This is a genomic window from Blastomonas natatoria (assembly GCF_003201955.1).
GTDB classification, from domain to species: Bacteria; Pseudomonadota; Alphaproteobacteria; order Sphingomonadales; family Sphingomonadaceae; genus Blastomonas; species Blastomonas natatoria.
The window spans coordinates 1-12,832 of record NZ_QJJM01000014.1; the positions used below are offsets into that span (position 1 = coordinate 1).

Consider the following 12,832-nt stretch of genomic DNA (forward strand, 5'->3'; position numbering starts at 1 on the left):
GGGTCTTCATCTTCGTTCCTTCGTCACTACGACGAAGCCCCAACCCTCCTTAAATCACAACCTCAAATCTGTGCCATTGGTGCTGACGGGGGACACGCTGCCTGGGTCGAGGATTACAACCGGGAGAGACCACACTCGTCCCTTGGCTACGCAACCCCGGCGGCGTTCGCCGCCGAACTGAATAAGCAATGGCCTGCTTCGCTACGCCCTACGGGCTCCGCTACGCAGCCCATTGCTTCAACCGCGCTGATGCGCGAAATAACCGCCCGGCTCTAATCCCCGCTGGAGGAAAGCTGGGGGCCACGTCAACTGAAATATAGAATACTCTTCAATAGTCAAATACAAACTTGCAATGAATATTTAATGTTAATTGAAAGTCTAAATATAAATTTCAAGATTGTTAGATCACCGGCGTGGTTCATGGACCAAAATGGTTTGGTATTTGGTTGGCGCCCCGCAAGTACGGAGGGTACAGTTTGCCGACTATTCCCTTGTCGCGCGCAGTGGTGTTGGATCCGCCAACTTTTCCGTTGCTCCGTCATGCCCACCCTCTGGGTGGTGGATGCTGACCATCACGAGATGGTTTCGCCTGCTTATCACATTCACACTGCTATCCTTACAATCTGATCGACCGTAATTGGCCCCCAGTCTGTTCGATCAACCGACACGGAGCGATGTCCAGCCGACTGCTCGCACCTCGCCATGATACAGGCAGCCGCGGCAATCACGCCGCGGCTACTTCCTAGGCCCTTCCAGCAAGGTGTGCGCCGCAGGAAGCCCATCGAGCAGCATTTCTGCCCATATCAGCGCCAGCTCTCGCTTCCTGTCGTCAAACTGTGCCCGATTGTATGCCGCCTCGACCCGGTCTTTTGGCGCATGCCCAAGCATCAAATCGAGGATCCTGCTGTCGTTGGGCGTGCCGTTCTTGATCGCCCATTCGTTCATGATAGTGGAGAAGGACGCGCGCCAGCCATGAGGCACGTGACGATCCTGAAAACCTGCACGCTTCAACATGAATCCGAGAGCATTCTCGCTCATGTGTTTGCGGATATCCCACAGGCTCGGGAACAGATATTCGGAGGTGCCGCAGATCACATGCAATGCTCGAAGGACAGCAATGTGATGCGGGCCGAGCGGCACGACGTGATCTTTCTCTGACCGGTATTTCTCAGCCTTCGGCATCTTCATTCGGCTTGCCGGGATGCGCCACAAAGGCTTCTCCGCATCAAATGACGAGAATTCGTTCCAGCGCGCGCCAATGAGGGTGCCAGGCCTTACCGCCGTCAGCCCCAACAGCCGATTGGCAAGCTTGGTGGCAGGTTGCATCGGCATGCTCTCCACCTTGATCAGCATCGCTCTCAATTCGGCCAGGTCGGTGATCGAAGGCTGCGGCCGTTTCGGCTTCATCGGCATCAGTGCCGGCCCGATACCAGCGGCTGGATTCCGCTCGCATTCACCCTCCGCGATTGCAAACGCAAAAACGCCGCCAATCTTCTGACGAAGCCTTTTCGCTGTTTCAATCGCTCCCCGAGCCTCGACGTCCCGCAGCACAGCGAGGATAGTTTTCTCCGTGATTTCAGAGATCGGCATCTGCCCAATCTCGGGGAACACGTCACGCTGCAGGCTGTGCAGGACATCATGCGCATGACGATCAGTCCATTTAGGCTGTTGAATGGCCCACCATCGCTTTGCCATTGTTTCAAAGTCTGTGGTGCTTGTACCGCCGCCTGCTGCTTCGCCGCCTCGCAGTAACTGCCGAGGATCAATCCCCTGGGTGAGAGCGCGCTTGGCTTCATCACGTCGCTCGCGCGCCTCGCGCAACGGGACGTCGGGGTAGCCGCCAAATGTAAGCAACTGCTCGCGGCCCTGAACCCTGAACTTGAACCGCCAGACCTTTCGGCCGGTCTTGTAGACGTGAAGGTAGAGCCCTCCAGCGTCACTCAACTTGTAATCCTTGTCCCGCGGCCTGGCCGCCCTCACTGCGGTATCCGTGAGCATCATACCCCCATGGTCTTCGGCCTACCCCCGACCACACCCCCAAGAACGACTAGCTTACCCCGGAAAGGGGTGGCCTTGCGTAGACAGATGAAGCGGAGAAAACCCCGTATTCGCAGGGGTTTATAGACGATCGAGGAGCGGTATGGAAGAACGACTGGCGGAGAGGGTGGGATTCGAACCCACGGTGAGCTTGCACCCACGCCGCATTTCGAGTGCGGTACATTCGACCACTCTGCCACCTCTCCGGCCGGGCGAGCCGAACGCTTGCGTTTCGGCGATCCATTCGGTTCTCGCGGGGCATGAAAATGCGTGGTCGATCCGCGAGAAGGCGGGCCATTAGCGCAAGGCGACATGCTTGCCAAGGGGGAATCCGGCGTGTGCGTGCCGGAAAGCTTGTATGCTGCGCCGCAACACCTTAGATTAAGCCTATGAGCAACAATCCCTTCCGTTTCGGCCAAGACGATGCACCCGATGGCAGCGCCGGTTCCGGTGCGGTGGTGATGCCGCGCGTGGCAAAGGCGCGCTATGCGATCGGCGATGTCGTGCGGCACCGCATTTTCGACTTTCGCGGCGTGGTCTTCGATATCGATCCGGTGTTCGCCAACAGCGAGGACTGGTACGAATCGATCCCCGAGGAACTGCGCCCGGCCAAGGACCAGCCCTTCTATCACCTGTTCGCCGAAAATGCAGAAAACAGCTATATCGCCTATGTCAGCCAGCAGAACCTGGTGAAGGACGACAGCAACGGCCCCGTGGACCATCCCGCGGTGCCGCAGCTGTTCGGCCCGTTCAGCGACGGGCGCTATCGCCTGCGCACGATGCACTGACGCGCGTCATCCAATGGGCTGCGCCCTCCCGACATATACAGGCTGAATTGGCAAACCCGACCGAGCCACATCGCCGACACCTAGCAGGCTGACGGATCGCTTTCGCGTAGACCCAGAAAATTCGGATTTTCTGCTTTCGATCCCAATCCGGGCATCTCGAACCGGGCCCTTTTTTGCCAATAGCCGCCCAGAAACCGAAGAAATTTGGAGGCCCTTAGGCTGCCAACTGGCACGATGCGGATGGATCAGGTAACTGGGATGGGAATTTTTGATCGAAAGTTGACCGGACATGGTTCTCTCGCGACCCGGCATGATTTGTATTGTTGTGCTGACGATGGGTTGCGAACCTCAGGCATCGCAGATCAAAGCCGTAAGCGACGACGACACGCAGGTCCAACCTTCTGCAGCGAAGCGGCAGTCTCAGATGCCAACATCAACCCAAACTGATGAACTGCAGGGAGGATTGGCAGATTTGGCCTATTCACGTCCCACGAGTGGTGCCGAGCTTCGGATCCTGATTTCGGATAAACGGTTTGATCGTCGCAAGGGTCAACCAACGCCAACCCGAGCCGAGCAATTCAATGCTGATGGCACTTGGTGGGCGAGTGTCGAAGAGACGATAGCGGCGCAGCTTAATGGCAGTTGGAGAGTGGTCGAGCAGCAAGGCTCACCACCGGAAGTTTGTGTTTCACTGCTGACTAAAAACAAATCACCGATAGATCAGCGCAAGGAAATATGCCGAGTTGTGGAGTTTTCTGAAGACCGGCGCGTTGCGAAGGTTCCCGACATCTACCGCGCATCTGTGATTTCGGAGTTCGATATAGACATGCTTGGGGATGTCTGAGGCAGGCAGAAGTCCGTCCGGCTTGAAGCGCCTAAAGGCACGCCGCCCCCCTTCCACCCGATCCCCTTCATTCCGGCACCCAGCTAATCTCCCAAAAAGCGGACCCGGCCCGAACTCGCACAAAAGCGCTGCTGGCTGCTGGTGAAATCCCCGCCTGCCGGTCAGGAGCGCAGCTTCCATCCCGATTTCAGCAGCGCATAGCAGCCGATGCCGAGCGCGGCATTGATGCCGAGCAGCAGCAGCGATCCGGCGAGAAGCGGCGAATCGGTCGTGCCTATGAAACCGTAGCGAAAGCCCGAGATCACGTAGAAGAACGGATTGGCGTGGCTCAAAGCACGGAAGGTGGGCGCCATAGCATCAACCGAATAAAAGGTGCCCGAAAGCAGCGCGAGCGGCGCGACCACGAAATTGGTGATCGCGGCGGCATGATCAAATTTCTCTGCCCAGATCGAGGTGAGCACGCCCATGAAGGCGAGCATCACCGCGCCCATCAAGCCGAACCACAGGATCGCCCAGAGATGCTGCGGCATCACGTGGATGCCGGGCCAGAGCAGCATGGCGAGCCACACGGCGGCGCCAACAAGAAACGCGCGCGTCACCGCCGCGATAACCAGCGACACCAGCACTTCCATTTCGGACAGCGGCGGCATGAGATAGTCGATGATCGTGCCCTGAATCTTGCCGACCAGCAGCGAGAAGCTCGAATTGGCAAAGCTGTTCTGCATCATCGCCATCACGATGAGGCCAGGAGCGAGGAAATCGCCGAAGGGCACGTCGAGCACCATACGCCCGCTGCGTCCCAGTGCGACGGTGAAAATCACCAGGTAGAGCATCGTGGTGATCGCTGGCGCCCAGATGGTCTGCAACTGCACCTTGAAGAACCGGCGCACCTCTTTCATATAGAGGGCTTTCAGTCCTCCCCAGTTTATTGCGCTGATCCTTACGGTGCCGGGTTCCGCAAAGGGACTCGGCGATCGCACTTCCGGCCTTGTGCCGGTCTGGGCCACGCCAGCGGGGGGATTTGGTGCTTGATCGTTCATGGTGGATGCGCCTATCGGCGGACACCAGACCGGGCAAGCCCCAAGTGGTCAAGAAGGAATTGCTTTTCATGTCATGGACCGACGAGCGCATCGATCAGCTCAAAACCATGTGGGAGAAAGGCCTCACCGCCAGCCAGATCGCAGAAGAGCTGGGCGGGGTCAGCCGCAACGCGGTCATCGGCAAGGCACATCGCCTGGGCCTGAAGTCGCGCCCGTCGCCGGTCAAGGCAGGGGAAGCCAAGCCGAAGGCCGCGCCCAAAAAGGAAGCCGCCCCCAAGCCAGCCAAGAAGGCGGCAGCCGAGGTTGCGGCCGACGAACCTCCGTTCAAGGTTGACGCGCCCGTCGCCGCCAAGCCGGTGCGCGCTGCGCCTGCTCCGGCTCCCACCCCTGCCCCGGAACCGCGCCCCGTAGAGGCCGCGCCTCCGGCCGATGAGGATGAGGACGATTTCGACGATGGCGCCGAACTGGCAGCCGCACCCGAGCCCAAGCCGCAGCCGCGCATCGTTTCGGTCGGCCCCGGCGGATTCCTGCGCCAGGGCCCGGGCGACCAGCAGGCACCGATTCCGCCCGCACCGCCGCGCCGCCTGGTGCCGGCGCGCCCCAGCCCGGAAATCGCCGACAAGACGAGCCTGCTCGATCTGACCGATCGCATCTGCCGCTGGCCGATGGGCCATCCGGGCGAGCCGGATTTCCATTTCTGCGGCGAGGCCGTCAACCCCGGCTTCCCCTATTGCGTCGAGCATTGCGGCCGCGCCTATCAGGCGCAGCTGCCGCGCGGCACGCGTCGTCCGCCGCCACCGATGCCGTTCGGCGGCCCACGGGTTCGCTGAATTTTTTCGAGTTGACCGTTCACGGGCAACGGCTCGGAAAATGCGGTCACAGGCCTTCATGTTCCTGCCATCGAAGGCGGCAGGAATATGATGCGATCAAAGCCTGAACATTCTGGCGGATAAGTCGGGCGGGCGGCTTGCCCGACAGGGGTATTGCGCCCTATAGCTGCAGGCATGTCCGACGATCTGTTCGCCAAGTCCGCAGCTGCAGCCGAAGCCTATGACGCCTCGGCGATCGAGGTGCTGGAAGGGCTCGAGCCCGTCCGGCGCAGGCCCGGCATGTATATCGGCGGTACCGACGAGCGCGCGCTGCACCACCTGGCGGCCGAAGTGCTCGACAACAGCATGGACGAGGCGGTCGCAGGCCATGCCAGCCGCATCGAAGTCACGCTTCGCGCGGGCAACCATCTGACGATCAGCGACAATGGCCGCGGCATCCCGGTCGATCCGCATCCCAAATATCCGGGCAAGTCCGCGCTCGAGGTGATCCTCACCACGCTGCATTCAGGCGGCAAGTTCTCGAACAAGGCCTATGCCACCAGCGGCGGCCTGCACGGCGTCGGCGTCTCCGTTGTCAACGCGCTGTCGACCGAATTGCTGGTCGAGGTCGCGCGCAACAAGGAGCTGTACGCGCAGCGCTTCTCGCGCGGGGCTCCGCTGGGACCGCTGGAAAAGGTGGGCGCGGCGCCCAATCGGCGCGGTACCACGATCAGCTTCGTGCCTGACGAGGAAATCTTTGGTGCTGGTGCAAAGTTCAAGCCGGCGCGGCTGTTCGCGCTCGCCCGGTCCAAGGCCTATCTGTACGCGGGAGTCGAGATCCGCTGGAAGTGCGACCCGGAACTGGCCGACGACAAGGTGCCGGCCGAGGCGGTGTTCCAGTTCCCCGGCGGGCTTGCCGATCACCTGCGCGAGCAGCTCGGCAGCCGCGAGTGCGCCACATCGGATTTCTTTGCCGGGCGGCAGGATTTTCCCGAAGACAAGGGCCGGGTCGAATGGGCAGTCGCCTGGCCGCTCTGGTCCGATGGAAGCTACAGCTATTATTGCAACACCATCCCCACGCCCGATGGCGGCACGCACGAGGCAGGTCTGCGTGCGGCGATCCTGAAAGGGCTGCGCGGTTTTGGCGAGCTGATCGGCAACAAGAAGGCAGCTGGGTTGACCGCAGAGGACGTGATGACCGGATCTGAGCTGATGCTCTCGGTGTTCATCCGCGATCCGCAATTCCAGAGCCAGACCAAGGATAGGCTGACTTCGCCCGAGGCGGCGCGGCTGGTGGAAGCGGCGATCCGCGACCATGTCGATCATTTCCTCACCGACAATATGGAACGCGGCAAGGCGCTGCTCGGGCTGGTGCTCGAGCGGATGGACGAGCGGCTGAAGCGCAAGGCCGAGCGCGAGGTCAAGCGCAAGACCGCGACCAGTGCGCGCAAGCTGCGGCTTCCGGGCAAGCTGACCGATTGTAGCAATGACGGCACCGGGGTCGAAGGCGCGGAGACCGAGATATTCATCGTCGAGGGCGACAGTGCGGGCGGATCAGCCAAACAGGCGCGCGATCGCAAGACCCAGGCGATCCTGCCGATTCGCGGCAAGATCCTGAACGTGGCTTCCGCCAACAGCGCCAAGATCGGGGCCAATCAGGAAATCGCCGACCTCGCGCTGGCGCTTGGCTGTGGCACGGGCAAGCATTGCGACCCGGCCCAGCTGCGCTACGACCGCATCATCATCATGACCGACGCCGATGTCGACGGCGCGCATATCGCGACACTGCTGATGACGTTCTTCTTCCAGGAAATGCCGGACATCGTGAAGGCCGGGCACCTGTACCTCGCGCAGCCGCCGCTTTACCGGCTCGTGGTCGGGGCCAAGAGCTGGTACGCGCGCGACGATGCGCATCGCGCGGAGCTGGAGGCGACGGTGCTCAAGGGCAAGAAGGTCGAGGTCAGCCGCTTCAAGGGCCTGGGCGAGATGAACCCCGGCCAGCTGCGCGAGACGACGATGAACCGCGCGACCCGTTCGCTGCTGCGAGTCACGCTGCCGCCTGCCTATGAGCAATATGCGGCGGTGAAGGAACTGGTCGGCGAACTGATGGGCAAGAACCCGGAACACCGGTTCAACTTCATCCAGAACCACGCAGCCCAGGTCGACCGTGAAGCGATCGACGCGTAAGAGTTTGGGCCTGGGGGGCCTGTTCGTGAAACGTCCCTCGACTACGCTCGGGACAAACGGAAAATTCATGCGCATGTCGTCATGTCGTGATGCGGGATTGCTCTTCTCTCCGTTTGTCCCGAGCGAAGTCGAGGGACCTGCGCGTATATCTCGCCAATTGATGGCGACCATCGCAGCGCTGGGCCTCGCGATCGCGGCCCCCATAGCCCACGCGCAGACACCCCCCGCATCCACCACAACCCCCTCCCCCGGCTTCGACCAGGCGGCCAGCAATGTCCTCACCCTCCTGCAAGGCAAGGCCAAAGCCGCAGACATCTTCAACCCCGCCTTCATGACTGCTGTGCCCGAAGCGCAGCTCGCGCCAGTGCTCGCCGGTCTCAAGGCGCAGCACGGCGAGGCGCAGGCGGTGGTCGCGGTGCGGCCGATGGATGCGCGGGCGGCCAGCGTGGATATCCGTTTCGACAGGGCCATCGTCACCTTCACCATCGGCATGCTGGACGGCAAGCTCTCCGGCCTGTTCATCACCGGCACGCGCACCGAGGGGGACAGCCTCGACACGATCATGGCCGAAATCGCCGCGCTGCCCGGTCGCACCGGGCTGATCGTGCAGAAGCTGACCGACACGGGCGCCGAAACCATCGTGGCGCACAACGCTAACGACCGTTTCGCCATTGCCTCCGTCTTCAAGCTCTATGTGCTCGCCGAGCTCGACCGAGCGGTGCGTGCGGGCGAGCGCTCGTGGAGCGACGTGCTGGTGCTGTCGCAGAAATCGCACCCGTCGGGCATCAGCCAGGACTGGCCCGACGATGCTCCGATGACGCTGCAGACACTGGCGACGCTGATGATATCGGTCAGCGACAACAGCGCCACGGACACGCTGATTGCGGCGATCGGGCAGGAGAGGCTCGCCGCGATCGTGCGGGCGAGCGGCCATGCCCGGCCATCGGACATGATCCCGCTGCTGTCCACGCAAGCCGTCACCGGGCTGAAAATGGCGGCCAATTCGGGGGTGCGCGACCGCTTTCTCGCTGCCGACGATGCGGCGCAGACGCTATTGCTCGCCGAGGCGGGCGATGTACTGCGCCTCAAGAATCTCGACCTCTCGGTCTATACCGGCGGCCCGAACCAGATCGACACCATCGAATGGTTCGCCAGCCCCGCAGACATCGCACGGCTGCTGGCGATGCTCGAACGCGAGGGCGATCAGGTCACGCGCGCGATCCTGAGGATCAACCCCGGCATTCCCCCGGTCAATGCGGGGCGCTGGGCCTATCTTGGCTACAAGGGCGGATCGGAGCCGGGGATCATGGGGATGAGCTTTCTCGCAGCAAGCAGGACCGGCGAGCGCTATATCGTCAGCGCACTGGTCAACAATCCCGCAGCAGAGATCGACCAGCCCGGTTTCGTCACGCTGATGGCGCGGCTGCTCGATCAGCTCGCTGCGCCAGCCACTCGTCCCTGAGCAGTCCGAACAACAGGGTATCGCGCACGCCGATATGCGTTTCCCACTCGGCGCGCAGATGGCCTTCTAGTTGGAAGCCCATCTTCTTCAGCAGCGCGATGGAAAAGCGGTTTTCGGGATCGGTATCGGCGAAGACGCGGCGCTGGCCTTCGGCAATGAACAGCTGATCGAGCACCATGCCGACCGCCTCGCGCGCAATCCCCTGCCCCCAGGCCGGGCGCGCCAGGATATAGCCAATCTCGCTGACATTCTCGCGCCGCTGATGCGCATTGACCCAGCCGAGCGCGACATCCTCGCCGGAGCGCGTGATCGCCCAGCTGCGCCAACCGCCGCCACCGGTCGCCGGTTCGATATAGGCGCGGGTTTCCTCGATCGATTGGTGCGGGCCGGACGACCACCAGGTCATCAATTCGGCATCGGATAGCACCTCGAACAGCGCCTCGGCATCGCTCACGCGCACCTGGCGCAGCGTCAGCCGGTCGCTCGTCAGGACGGGACGGCCGCTCATGCTGCGGTGAGCGCGGCGACCAGCGCCTTGACCTTCTTCTGCCGCCATTGCGGGGTCGGCGCGACCACCCAGAAGGCACGGCGCGAGTCGCGCACCTCACCGATCGCCACCAGCCGCCCCTCGGTCAGATCGCGCTCGGCGAGCAGCCAGGGCACGGTGACGATGCCAAAGCCTGCAATCGCGGCATCGAGCCCCAGACCTGCATCGGCGACCTGCATCACGGTCGAGTCATCTGCCTCGTCCTCGCCCGCGCCGCGCTGACAGCCGGGCCAGTCGATCCGACGCTCGCCCTGATAGCCGGGTGCGGAAACCGTGACGAATTGCGCCGGGCCGATCTGCGCGCCTTCCAGCTCGGCCGGGCCGTCGGCAAGGCGGATGGCGCAATCAAGATTGGCCTCGGTAAAGTCGATATCGCTGTCGCCGGATACCAGCGTGTAGCGGATTTCGGGGTTTGCAGCGGCATAGCCGATCAGCCGGTGGTGCAGCCATTTGGCAGCAAAGTCGCGCGGCACCGCGATGGTCAGGCGAAAGCTCGACTGGCCCTGCTGCATCGCCCGCACCGCCTCTTCGAACTGCAGGAAGCCGCTGCGCAGCGCATCGAGTCCCGCGCCTGCCTCGTCGGTCAGTTCGAGCCCCTTGGGCGTACGGCGAAACAGCACGACGCCCAGCATCTCCTCGAGCGCGCGGATCTGCTGACCCACGGCGGCGGGCGTCACCGCGAGTTCATCGGCCGCGCGGGTGAAGCTCAGGTGCCGGGCGGCGGCATCGAGCACGCGCAGGCCGTTGAGCGGAAGATGGGTACGCTTCATGGGAAAAGGTGATTAATCGGCAACCGCCGGGGCGACCAGAGGAAAACGCGGAATTTCCACCGAGATCAGCTGGCCGTCGTCGCGCAGCATGCGGTAGATACCCTCCATTCGCCCGGTCGGGGTGTTGAGCGGGCAGCCGGAGACATAATCATGCGCCTTACCAGGCTGGATCACCGGCTGTTCGCCGACCACGCCCTCGCCATCGACCTGATGCACGCCGCCGCGCCCATCGGTTATGACCCAGTGGCGGGTGAGCAATTGCACCGCCTGGTCCGAATGGTTCTCGATACGGATGTGATAGGACCAGAACCACCGCGCGCTGTCGGCCCTGGACCGATCTGGCAGGAAGCTGACCGCCACCCGCACCGTGATGCCCTGGGTGGTGGCCGAATGGCCGAAGAACCTGTCCATGCTGTCTTTGAAGCGGTCCATGCCGTCAATATGCCTCTTTAGGCCCGGCTGCGAAAGGGGGCATCAGGGATAAATTCGTGCGCCAGCACCAGCGGGACTACTTGCCGCTCTCCTTCTTCAGATAGGCAATCACATCGGCGCGCTGCTGCACGTTCATCAGGCGGAAGGGCATCTTCGCGCCGGGCACGAACCCCTGCGGATGGGCAAGCCATTTGTCGAGCTTCGCCGCGTCCCAGATAAAGCCTGCCTTCTTGAGCGCTGGAGAATAATCGAAACCCGGCGCGCTGCCCGCCTTGCGACCGAAAACACCGCGATGCGCAGGCCCCACGCCATTGGCATCGAGGGCATGACAGCCCGTGCAGTTCGTCTGATAGACCTTCGCTCCGCGCTCGGCATTGCCCCCCTGCGGCGCCGTCTGCGCCATGGCGGACACCATGGCGAGCGCCATCAGCCCTGTGCCCAGCAGACCAAATTGGAAAACGCGAATGTCGATCAAGGTCTTCTCCACCATGTCCAGCTACGAGCGCAGGATATGGGAGCAAGTCGATGGTTTACCAGCCACGCTGCGCAGGAACAGGCACCTATTCTGCAGGCGCGACGAACGGATCGGCCTTGCCGCGCCGACCGGTCAGCCAGGCAATGGCTCGCGGCACCGGGCCGTGACGATCCATCCACGCAGCATAGGCGGCATAATCGGGATCGGCCATCAGATGCCGCTCCTCGGTCCGCGCGCGCCAGTAATAGACGCCTGATACCGCAGCCAGCAGCACCGTGTTGCGCAGCCCATCCTGCCAGGAGCCGCTGGTGACCAGAAACGGCATGGTCGCAAACCACCAATAGGCGTTCTTGGACAGATAGGCCGGGTGCTTGGTCCAGCGATACGGCCCGTGCGTCAGGATGCCGCGATGGGTGAGGTTGGAAAAGCGGATACCGAACGCGACCGTGGCCCAGGCATAGACCCCGGTCAGGAACACCAGCCACACGCCCCAGATGGCGAGCAGCGCCGTCTGCCCTTCGAACCAATAGGCCCAGTCGGCGGTCGCGACATGATAGTTGAGCGGACCGTTGTCGCCCATCAGGATGAACGGCGGATAGCAGATCAAGGCTGCGGCCCAGCCTGCCATATAGGGATTGGCGGTGCGGATATGCGCATCGAGCGGCTTGAAGGTCAGCACATAGCCGACGGTGGCGAACTGAACGTCAACCAGGAACATCGCGATGATCAGCCAGTTGGCAATCCACACCGGATTGGTGACGATCTCGGCGACATTGGCGTTGACGATATCGGCATAGCCGCCCGGCACGATCGAGAGCATGAAGGCGAGGAAGAAGCCCTTCACGCCCCACGCGCGAAGATGGTGCCAGATCTGTTCCCTCTCCCAGCCCGCCTGGCCAGAGATCATCGCGCCGAAATGCCACGCTCCGTCGCGCGGCTCCTTCAGAAAGCGGTCGATCCAGATGACATAGGGGATCGAGAGGAAGAAAAGGAACGGCGCGGCGTAGATGAACACGGCCATCGAGAACTGGTAACTGCCCGTCCAGTACCAGCGGGCGCAAGCATAGATCGCGGCGATCAGCGACCAGGTCAGCCAGAGGCCGGTCAGCTTGATCGTGCTGATGTCGAGAACATCCTTGACCGCGCGCGGGCTCGACCAGTCGATGCCGGTGCTGGGCCGCCGATGGACCTTGTCGACAAGAAGCGACCAGAGCACCATCGGCAGGCCGGTCGCGACGCAGCAGACCAGCGCCGCATTGGGCCCGTTCCAGCCATAATGGCGCGCCAGCATGACCCAGCCGATCAATCCGACGAGCCCGACAAGGCCGGCGCCATGACTGACCGCGCTGGGCGGACAGGGATCGGACAGTTGCGACGCGTTGCGGGTCATGACGCCCAGCCTTTAACCGATATTGGTAAGAATTGGATGAAGGAAACGCAT

The 12,832-nt window shown here is 62.5% G+C and carries 12 protein-coding genes, 1 tRNA gene and 1 pseudogene; 6 read left to right on the forward strand and 8 right to left on the reverse strand.

Going from position 1 to position 12,832, the window contains the following annotated elements:
* Positions 1 to 96: 96 nt before the first annotated feature.
* Positions 97 to 276, forward strand: a pseudogene (locus C7451_RS15665) (integrase core domain-containing protein); the annotation flags it as partial.
* Positions 277 to 735: 459 nt separating this feature from the next.
* Here the strand turns inward: C7451_RS15665 and C7451_RS15670 are convergent.
* Both C7451_RS15670 and C7451_RS15675 read right to left on the reverse strand, forming a co-directional pair.
* On the reverse strand, positions 736 to 2,001 hold the full coding sequence (locus C7451_RS15670; RefSeq protein ID WP_208625235.1) for a tyrosine-type recombinase/integrase: 1,266 nt from the start codon (positions 1,999 to 2,001) through the stop codon (positions 736 to 738).
* Positions 2,002 to 2,153: 152 nt separating this feature from the next.
* A tRNA-Ser gene (locus tag C7451_RS15675) sits at positions 2,154 to 2,243 on the reverse strand.
* A gap of 255 nt (positions 2,244 to 2,498) precedes the next feature.
* Here C7451_RS15675 and hspQ point away from each other — a divergent pair.
* Together hspQ and C7451_RS15685 are read left to right on the forward strand one after the other, a co-directional pair.
* Positions 2,499 to 2,825, forward strand: a complete 327-nt coding sequence (gene hspQ / locus C7451_RS15680; protein ID WP_110299987.1) for a heat shock protein HspQ — start codon at positions 2,499 to 2,501, stop codon at positions 2,823 to 2,825.
* A gap of 289 nt (positions 2,826 to 3,114) precedes the next feature.
* Positions 3,115 to 3,669 carry a hypothetical protein gene (locus tag C7451_RS15685; protein WP_110299907.1) on the forward strand — a complete coding sequence of 185 codons (555 nt, stop codon included), beginning with the start codon at positions 3,115 to 3,117 and terminating at the stop codon, positions 3,667 to 3,669.
* Between the two features lie 161 nt (positions 3,670 to 3,830).
* Here the strand turns inward: C7451_RS15685 and C7451_RS15690 are convergent, their stop codons facing one another.
* On the reverse strand, positions 3,831 to 4,709 hold the full coding sequence (locus tag C7451_RS15690) for an ABC transporter permease (protein ID WP_279629503.1): 879 nt from the start codon (positions 4,707 to 4,709) through the stop codon (positions 3,831 to 3,833).
* 68 nt (positions 4,710 to 4,777) lie between these two features.
* On the opposite strand from C7451_RS15690, the gene C7451_RS15695 reads away from it, so the two are divergent.
* The 3 genes from C7451_RS15695 (at position 4,778) to C7451_RS15705 (ending at position 9,167) form a co-directional block, all read left to right on the forward strand.
* Complete coding sequence (locus C7451_RS15695) at positions 4,778 to 5,539, forward strand: GcrA family cell cycle regulator (RefSeq protein WP_110299989.1); 762 nt, start codon at positions 4,778 to 4,780, stop codon at positions 5,537 to 5,539.
* 174 nt (positions 5,540 to 5,713) lie between these two features.
* Positions 5,714 to 7,705: a DNA topoisomerase IV subunit B gene (gene parE / locus C7451_RS15700; protein WP_110299908.1), complete on the forward strand. Its 1,992-nt coding sequence runs from the start codon at positions 5,714 to 5,716 to the stop codon at positions 7,703 to 7,705.
* 160 nt (positions 7,706 to 7,865) lie between these two features.
* Positions 7,866 to 9,167 (forward strand): serine hydrolase, encoded by a 1,302-nt coding sequence (locus C7451_RS15705; protein ID WP_167398575.1) that lies wholly within the window; start codon positions 7,866 to 7,868, stop codon positions 9,165 to 9,167.
* Here the strand turns inward: C7451_RS15705 and C7451_RS15710 are convergent.
* The 5 genes from C7451_RS15710 to C7451_RS15730 all read right to left on the reverse strand — a co-directional run bounded on the left by C7451_RS15710 (position 9,112) and on the right by C7451_RS15730 (position 12,781).
* Positions 9,112 to 9,675, reverse strand: coding sequence for a GNAT family N-acetyltransferase (locus C7451_RS15710; RefSeq protein ID WP_110299910.1), 564 nt, complete (start codon positions 9,673 to 9,675; stop codon positions 9,112 to 9,114). The two genes, C7451_RS15705 and C7451_RS15710, sit on opposite strands and share 56 nt — an antisense overlap.
* Complete coding sequence (locus C7451_RS15715; protein ID WP_110299911.1) at positions 9,672 to 10,484, reverse strand: LysR family transcriptional regulator; 813 nt, start codon at positions 10,482 to 10,484, stop codon at positions 9,672 to 9,674. The genes C7451_RS15710 and C7451_RS15715 overlap by 4 nt, the downstream gene beginning before the upstream one ends.
* A 12-nt stretch (positions 10,485 to 10,496) precedes the next feature.
* A complete protein-coding gene (apaG, locus tag C7451_RS15720; RefSeq protein WP_110299990.1) occupies positions 10,497 to 10,895 on the reverse strand; it encodes a Co2+/Mg2+ efflux protein ApaG in 399 nt (132 codons plus the stop codon).
* Positions 10,896 to 10,992: 97 nt separating this feature from the next.
* Positions 10,993 to 11,391 carry a c-type cytochrome gene (locus C7451_RS15725; protein WP_244181964.1) on the reverse strand — a complete coding sequence of 133 codons (399 nt, stop codon included), beginning with the start codon at positions 11,389 to 11,391 and terminating at the stop codon, positions 10,993 to 10,995.
* 85 nt (positions 11,392 to 11,476) lie between these two features.
* Positions 11,477 to 12,781 carry an isoprenylcysteine carboxylmethyltransferase family protein gene (locus C7451_RS15730; protein ID WP_110299912.1) on the reverse strand — a complete coding sequence of 435 codons (1,305 nt, stop codon included), beginning with the start codon at positions 12,779 to 12,781 and terminating at the stop codon, positions 11,477 to 11,479.
* Positions 12,782 to 12,832: the final 51 nt, after the last annotated feature.